Here is a 7,709-nt window from a genome sequence, read left to right as displayed (position 1 = left end):
TCAAGGAGTTCGTACGGCAGATGCGGGACCGGGAGGCCACCACCCTGCCTGTCCTCAAGGGCGAGGCCCCGCGTGGTCGGCGTCGCGTCCGGGGTCTCCTCGACCATCGCCACGTCCCGCGGACTCCAGCGCCGGTGCCGCCCCTGCGACCGCGAGGCGGGCCCCAGACCGTAGCGGCGGTCCCAGGAGCGCAGGGTGGTGGGGGAGACGCCCAGCCGGCGGGCCACGGCGCCCGTGGTCAGCCCGGCCGCCTCCGTCGCGTCGCTCATGACCGTCACGTCCCGCCGCTTCGTGGGGCTCGTGAGCCCGTGCCGTCACAGTTCCTGCTTCCAGGCTAAACGATGCGAAACCGATGCGAGTTGTGGACGTCTTCCTCCGCGGCGCACGCTGAACGCACCGGACAGCGGCAGGTACGGCGCGGTGGGGCCCGGGGCCGCACCGCTGACCAGGACGAATGCCGCGCCCGAACGGCGACGCACCCCCGGCTCACGAGGAGAGACGTGGTCATGGACCGTATTCCGGCCGCACCCAGCTCCGTCACCACCGTCGAGCCCGCTCTCGCCCATCCGTCACCGGACGTCGCGGACGGCATCGCGCTGACCGCTGACGCCGGCGCCTGGTCCGCGCTCCACCGGCGGTGGGGCGGGCTGGTCCACGGGCTGGCCCAGCAGGCGCTCGGGGACGCGCGGGAGGCGGAGGACGTGACCCAGCAGGTGTTCACCGACGCCTGGCGCGGACGGCACGGGTATGTGCCGGAGCGCGGCACACCGGCCGCCTGGCTCGTGGGGATCACCCGCCGCAAGGTGGCCGACGCGCTGGCCGCCCGGGCGCGCCGCGCCCGGCTCGCGGCCGCGGCCGCCGAACTGGTCCCGGCGCAGGGCCGCGAGGCCGCCGGCGAGCCCGAGGCGGCGCTGGACCGGCTGGTCGTCGGCCGGGCCCTGCGGCAACTCAGCTCCGAACAGCGGCAGGTGCTGCACCTCGCCTACTACGAGGACCTGACGCAGGCCCAGATCGCCCGGATCACCGGCTGGCCCCTCGGCACGGTCAAGAGCCACACCAGGCGCGGCCTCGACCGCCTCCGCCGCTGCCTGGAGGACTCGGGCGTCGCGGCGGCCTGAGCGCACAATCGATGCAAGCTTGTCCCCTCACCAGCGTACGGGCGGCTCCAGGACGCCGTGCGTCACCAGCATCCCCGGGCACCTCGACCATTGGGGATTCCCCTAAATCCGCTCTGCTGCACCGGCCGGAGCGCGGCTTTCGGACCGAAACTGTGGCCACACGCAACTTGTTGCCGCGCGGTCGGGCCGATCACCTGTGCCGTGGCCGCCACGGTGCGGTGCCTTTTCATTCTCTGTGTGGGTGGGTGGAGCGCGATATGGTCGAGTCCGAGCTCAACGGAACGGGAAATCGGGCCGGTTCCGCCTCGGCGGATTCGGCCGACGGCATAGCCGTCATCGGCCTGGCCTGCCGACTGCCGGGGGCCGCCGACGCGGCCGCCTTCTGGCGGCTGCTCAGCGAGGGCGCGGACGCGATCACCGACGTTCCCCCGGACCGGTGGGACGGGGCCGCGCTGGGTGACGCCGACCCGTCCGCACCCGGTAGGACCGACATCCGCCGGGGCGGGTTCCTCGACCGCATCGGCCACTTCGACGCCGGGTTCTTCGGGCTCTCCCCCAAGGAGGCCGCCGCCATGGACCCCCAGCAGCGGCTCGTGCTGGAGCTGGCCTGGGAAGCGCTGGAGGACGCGCACGTGCGCGCCGAGACGCTGCGCTCCACCCGCACCGGAGTGTTCGTCGGCGCCATCTGGGACGACTACGCGACCCTGCACCATCGCTCAGGACTCACGGCCATCTCCCCGCACACCGTGACCGGCCTGCACCGCAGCATCATCGCCAACCGGGTCTCGTACTTCCTCGGTCTGAACGGCCCCAGCCTGACCGTGGACTCCGGCCAGTCGTCCTCCCTGGTCTCGGTCCACCTGGCCTGCGAGAGCCTCCGCAAGGGCGAGTCGACGATCGCCCTCGCGGGCGGCGTGAACCTCAACATCGTCCCCGAAAGCACCCTGGGCGCCGCCAAGTTCGGCGGACTGTCCCCCGACGGCCGCTGCTTCACCTTCGACGCCCGCGCGAACGGCTACGTCCGCGGCGAGGGCGGCGGCGTCGTCGTCCTCAAACCTCTCGCCCGGGCCGTCGCGGACGGCGACCCCGTCCACTGCGTGATCCGCGGCAGCGCGGTCAACAACGACGGCGGCGGCGACGGGCTGACCGTACCCCTGCAGTCCGGGCAGGAACAGGTGCTCCGCCTCGCCTACGAACGGGCCGGGATCGACCCCGCCCACGTCGGCTACGTGGAGTTGCACGGCACCGGCACCAAGGTCGGCGACCCCGTCGAGGCTGCCGCGCTCGGCGCGGTGCTCGGTGCGGGACGCGAGCCCGGCCGCCCTCTGCGGGTCGGCTCGGCCAAGACCAACGTCGGCCACCTGGAGGGCGCCGCCGGCATCACCGGCCTGCTGAAGGCGGTCCTGTCGCTCGGCCACCGTGAACTGCCCGCCAGCCTCAACTTCGAGACGCCGAACCCGGCGATCCCGCTGGACCGGCTGAACCTGCGGGTGCAGACCGAGCACAGCGAATGGGCCGCCGAGGACGGCCGCCCGCTGCTCGCCGGCGTCAGCTCGTTCGGCATGGGCGGCACCAACTGCCACATCGTGCTGGCGGAACACCGGGCGACGGAGACGGCCGGCGCGGCTGCTGAGGCGGGTACGGGTACGGCTCTGGAGGCGGGTGCGGGCGCTGCCTCGGCGGCGGGTGCGGGCGCGGTTCCGGAGGCGGGTGCGGGAGCGGGCGCGGTTTCGGAGGCGGGTGCGGGCGGGGCTCCGGTGGTGGGTCCGGCCTTTTGGCCGCTGTCCGCCAAGACCGCGTCCGGGCTGCGCGCCCAGTCCGCCGCCCTGCTCGCGCACGCCGAGGCACACCCCGGTCTCGCCCTGCCCGACGTCGGCTGGTCACTGGCCACCGGCCGCACCGCCTTCGAACACCGGGCCGTGGTCGTCGGCGAGGACCGCGACGACCTCCTGCGCGCCCTGCGCGAGCTGTCCACCGGCGGCATCGACGCCGCGCTGACCACAGGCCGCACGGGCCCGCGCACCGAACTCGCCTTCCTCTTCTCGGGTCAGGGCAGCCAGCGAACCGGCATGGGCCGCGAACTCGCCGAGACCGTCCCGGCGTTCGCCACCGCGCTGGACGAGGTGTGCGCGCACCTCGACCCCTTGCTGCCGCGGCCGCTGCGCGAGGTCATGTTCGCCCCCGAAGGCACCGAGGAAGCGGCCGAACTCGACCGGACCCTCTACACGCAGACCTCGCTGTTCGCCGTCGAGGTCGCCCTGTTCCGGCTTCTGGAGAGCTGGGGCATCACCCCCGGCGTGCTGATGGGCCACTCCATCGGCGAACTCGCCGCCGCGCACGCGGCCGGCGTCCTCTCGCTCGCCGACGCCTGCGCCCTCGTCGCCGCGCGCGGCCGACTGATGCAGGCGCTGCCCGCCGGGGGCGCCATGATCGCCGTGCAGGCCGCGGAGGACGAGATCCGCGCCCGCATCGGCGACCGCACGGACCGCGTGAGCATCGCCGCGCTGAACGGCCCGGACTCCGTCGTCGTCTCCGGCGACGAGGACCTCGCCGCCGAGATCGCCGACGCCTTCGCCGCCCTCGGCCGCAGGACCAGCCGGCTGCGGGTCAGCCACGCCTTCCACTCCCCGCACATGGAACCCATGCTGGCGGAGTTCCGCGACGTGGCCGAGGGCCTGACCTTCCACGCCCCGCGCATCCCGATCGTGTCCAACGTGACGGGCCGGCTGTCCGAGGAGCCCTCGGGCTACGAAGGGCGCACGGCCGCGTACTGGGTCCGCCATGTGCGGGAGGCGGTCCGCTTCGCCGACGGCGTCGCGCGCCTCGACGAGCGGGGCGTCGGTACGTACCTGGAGCTCGGCCCCGGCGGCGTGCTCACCTCCATGGCCCGCGCCGGCGCCGGCAGCGAGTCCCTGTTCGTCCCCGCCCTGCGCGCCCGCCGCCCCGAGCCGCAGGCCCTGCTGACGGCGGTCGCCTCGCTGCACGTCCACGGCATGGAACCGGACTGGGACGCCCTGTTCGGCGGCGGACGCGGCGTACGCCGCAAGGTCGCACTCCCCACCTACGCGTTCGAACGGCAGCGGTACTGGCTGGACGGCGACACCACGGCGTCCGTCGCCACCACCGGACGGACTCCTGCGGCTCCGCGACCGGAGGCCATCACCGAGACCGACGGCACTCCTGCCGGAGCCCTGGTTCGGCGGCCGGCCGGACTGCCCGAGCCCGAACGCGACGAGGCCGTGCTCGACATGGTCCGCGCGCACATCGCCGCCGTACTGGGCCACGCCGAAGCCCGCCAGGTCGAGACCGAGTGGACGTTCAAGGACCTCGGCTTCGACTCGCTCAGCTCGGTGGAACTGCGCGACCGGCTCAGCGAGGCCACCGGCTTACGCCTGCCCAGCGGTCTGCTGTTCGACCACCCGACCCCTGCCGCGCTCGCCCGCCATCTCGCCGCCCGGTCCCTGGGCGGCGAGGACGCGACGGCCGCCGCGCCGGCGACCGTGGCCGACCCCGACGAGCCCATCGCCATCGTGGCGATGAGCTGCCACCTGCCCGGCGGCGTCGACTCGCCCGAGGCCCTGTGGGACCTCGTGGCGTCCGGGGGCGACGCCATCTCCGAATTCCCGTCGAACCGCGGCTGGGACGTCGAGGACCTCTACGACCCCGACCCCGACCGCCCCGGCAAGACGTACGCGCGCGAAGGCGGATTCCTCCACGACGCCACCGACTTCGACGCCGGCTTCTTCGGGATCTCGCCGCGCGAGGCCCTGGCGATGGATCCGCAGCAGCGCCTGATGCTGGAGGCCTCGTGGGAGGCCTTCGAGCGCGCCGGGATCGCCCCCGCGCAGCTGCGCGGCAGCCGGACCGGCGTCTTCGTCGGCATGGCCTACCAGGGCTATGGAGCCGATGCGCGCCGCACGCCGGAAGGCGTCGAAGGACACCGGCTCGTCGGCGGCGCGTCCAGCGTCGTCTCCGGCCGGGTGGCCTACTCCTTCGGTCTCGAAGGCCCCGCCGTCACGATCGACACGGCCTGCTCGTCGTCCCTGGTCGCCCTGCACCTGGCCATGCAGTCGCTGCGGAGCGGCGAGTGCACGATGGCCCTGGCCGGCGGCGTCACCGTCATGGCCGGCCCCAACGTCTTCGTGGAGTTCAGCCGCCAGCGCGGCCTGTCGCCCGACGGCCGCTGCAGGGCGTTCGGCGCGAACGCGGACGGCACCGGCTGGTCCGAGGGCGTGGGCGTCGTGCTCGTGGAGCGCCTCTCCGACGCCGTGCGCAACGGCCACGAGGTGCTGGCCGTGGTGCGAGGCAGCGCGGTGAACCAGGACGGTGCGTCCAACGGCCTGACGGCGCCGAACGGTCCGGCGCAGCAGCGGGTCATCCGCCAGGCCCTGGCGTCGGCCGGCCTCACTGCCGCCGACATCGACGCGGTGGAGGCGCACGGCACGGGTACGACGCTGGGCGATCCGATCGAGGCGCAGGCGCTGCTGGCGACCTATGGGCAGGAGCGTGAACGGCCGCTCCTGCTCGGCTCGTTGAAGTCCAACATCGGCCACGCGCAGGCCGCGGCGGGCGTGGCCGGTGTGATCAAGATGGTCATGGCCATGCGTCACGGTGTCCTCCCGCGGACCCTGCACGCGGACGAGCCGACACCGCACGTGGACTGGTCCGCGGGCGAGGTCCGCCTGTTGACCGAGGCCGTCGACTGGCCGGAGACCGGTCACCCGCGCCGGGCCGCCGTGTCGTCCTTCGGTGTCAGCGGCACCAACGCCCACACCATCATCGAACAGGCCCCGCCGGCCCCGGCCGAAGAGACCCCCGCCGCCCCCGCACCGGCCCTCCTACCGTGGGTGCTCTCCGCCAAGAGCGGCGCCGCGCTGCGCGACCAGGCACGACGGCTGCTGGCCTTCATCGAGGACGGCATGTCACCGGCCGATGTCGGCCTCTCGCTGGCCACCACCCGCAGCGCCCTGCGCCACAGGGCGGCCGTCATCGGCGAGAGCTGCGACGACTTCCGCCGCGGACTGGGCTACCTGGCCGCCGGAATGCCGTCGCCCGGAGTCGTCCAGGGCCGGCCGGGCGGCAAGGTCGGTTTCCTGTTCTCGGGTCAGGGTTCGCAGCGGGTCGGGATGGGGCGTGAGTTGTACGAGGTGTTCCCGGTCTTCGCCGATGCGTACGACGGGGTGTGCGCGCGTCTGGACGCCCCGCTCGACGTCGACGCCGAGACCCTGCACCGGACCGGGTGCGCGCAGCCCGCCTTGTTCGCGGTCGAGGTGGCGTTGTTCCGGCTCCTCGAATCGTGGGGTGTGCGGCCCGATTTCGTGGCCGGTCATTCGGTGGGGGAGATCGCGGCCGCGCATGTGGCCGGGGTGCTGTCGCTGGACGATGCCGTGAAGCTGGTGTCGGCGCGTGCCGCGTTGATGGAGGCGTTGCCCGCGGGCGGTGCGATGGTCGCCGTACAGGCCACCGAGGAGGAAGTCCTGCCTCACCTCGCCGATGGTGTGAGCATAGCCGCGGTCAACGGTCCGGAGTCCGTGGTGATCTCCGGGGCCGAGGAGGCGGTGCTGGAGATCGCCGAGGTCTTCGTCCAACAGGGCCGTAAGACCTCCCGGTTGAAGGTCAGCCACGCGTTCCACTCGCCGCTGATGGACCCGATGCTGAAGGAGTTCGCCGAGGTCGTCCGAGGTCTGACCTTCAACGAGCCGCGGATTCCGGTCGTTTCGAACCTCACGGGCCGCCTGGCCGAGTCGTACACCCCCGAGTACTGGGTCCGGCACGTCCGCGAGGCGGTCCGTTTCGCCGATGGCCTGCACACCTTGCACGAGTTGGGTGTGACCACGTTCGTGGAGATCGGCCCCGGCGGTGTTCTCAGCGGCATGGCGCAGGGCTGCCTGGACGAGGCCGTCACCGTGCCCGTCCTGCGCGGTGACCGCCCCGAGCGGCAGGCCCTTGTGACGGCCCTGGGCCATCTGCACACGCACGGCGGGTCCGTGGACTGGAGCCTCTTCTTCGGCGGTGCGCGGACGACCGACCTGCCGACGTACGCCTTCCAGCACGAGCGGTACTGGGTCGACGCCCCGGGAACGGCCGCCTCCGTGGTGGATCCGGTGGACGCGGAGTTCTGGGAGACCGTGGAGCGCGGTGACCTCCAGGCCCTCGCGGAGACCCTGGAGATCGGGGCGGGGGACGCGTTCAGCGACGTGCTGCCTAGGCTGTCGTCGTGGCGGCGGCAGCGCAAGGAGCGGTCCGCCGTGGACGGTTGGCGCTATGACGTCACCTGGAAAGGGATACCCGATCCCGCCCCGGAGGGCCCTGCCCGGCACGGTCTATGGCTGGTTCCGGTCAGCGCTGCGCAACTCGGCGACGGCTGGGTCACCGCCTGCCTCCGCAGGCTGACCGAGCGGGGCCTGGTCCCGCTGCCGGTCCCGGTCGAGCCGGCCACCGGACGTGAGGACCTGACCGCGCAGCTCGCCCGAGCGGCCGGTGACGAGACCGTTGCGGGCGTCCTGTCGCTGCTCGCCGTCGACGGCGGGGCCGCCCCGGCGGCCGCCGCACTGACCGCCGGCGTCGCGCTGACCGTTCTGCTCGTCCAGG

At 73.4% G+C, this 7,709-nt stretch carries 3 protein-coding genes; 2 read left to right on the top strand and 1 reads right to left on the bottom strand.

From position 1 onward, the window contains the following. Window positions 1-269: MerR family DNA-binding transcriptional regulator (locus ACWEN3_RS36190; protein ID WP_452979869.1), on the bottom strand; the 269-nt coding region annotated here is incomplete at its 3' end. Window positions 270-506: 237 nt separating this feature from the next. Here ACWEN3_RS36190 and ACWEN3_RS36185 point away from each other — a divergent pair. Further along, entirely contained in the window at window positions 507-1,118 is a 612-nt protein-coding gene (locus ACWEN3_RS36185; RefSeq protein WP_452979866.1) for an RNA polymerase sigma factor, read from the top strand. A gap of 257 nt (window positions 1,119-1,375) precedes the next feature. Continuing rightward, window positions 1,376-7,709 (top strand): type I polyketide synthase (locus ACWEN3_RS36180; RefSeq protein ID WP_452979863.1); only part of this gene is annotated, 6,334 nt, incomplete at its 3' end.

The sequence above is a fragment of the Streptomyces sp. NPDC004561 genome, from assembly GCF_053602155.1.
Note: the sequence above shows the minus strand (reverse complement) of the source record. Positions and strands in the feature narration are given on the sequence as shown.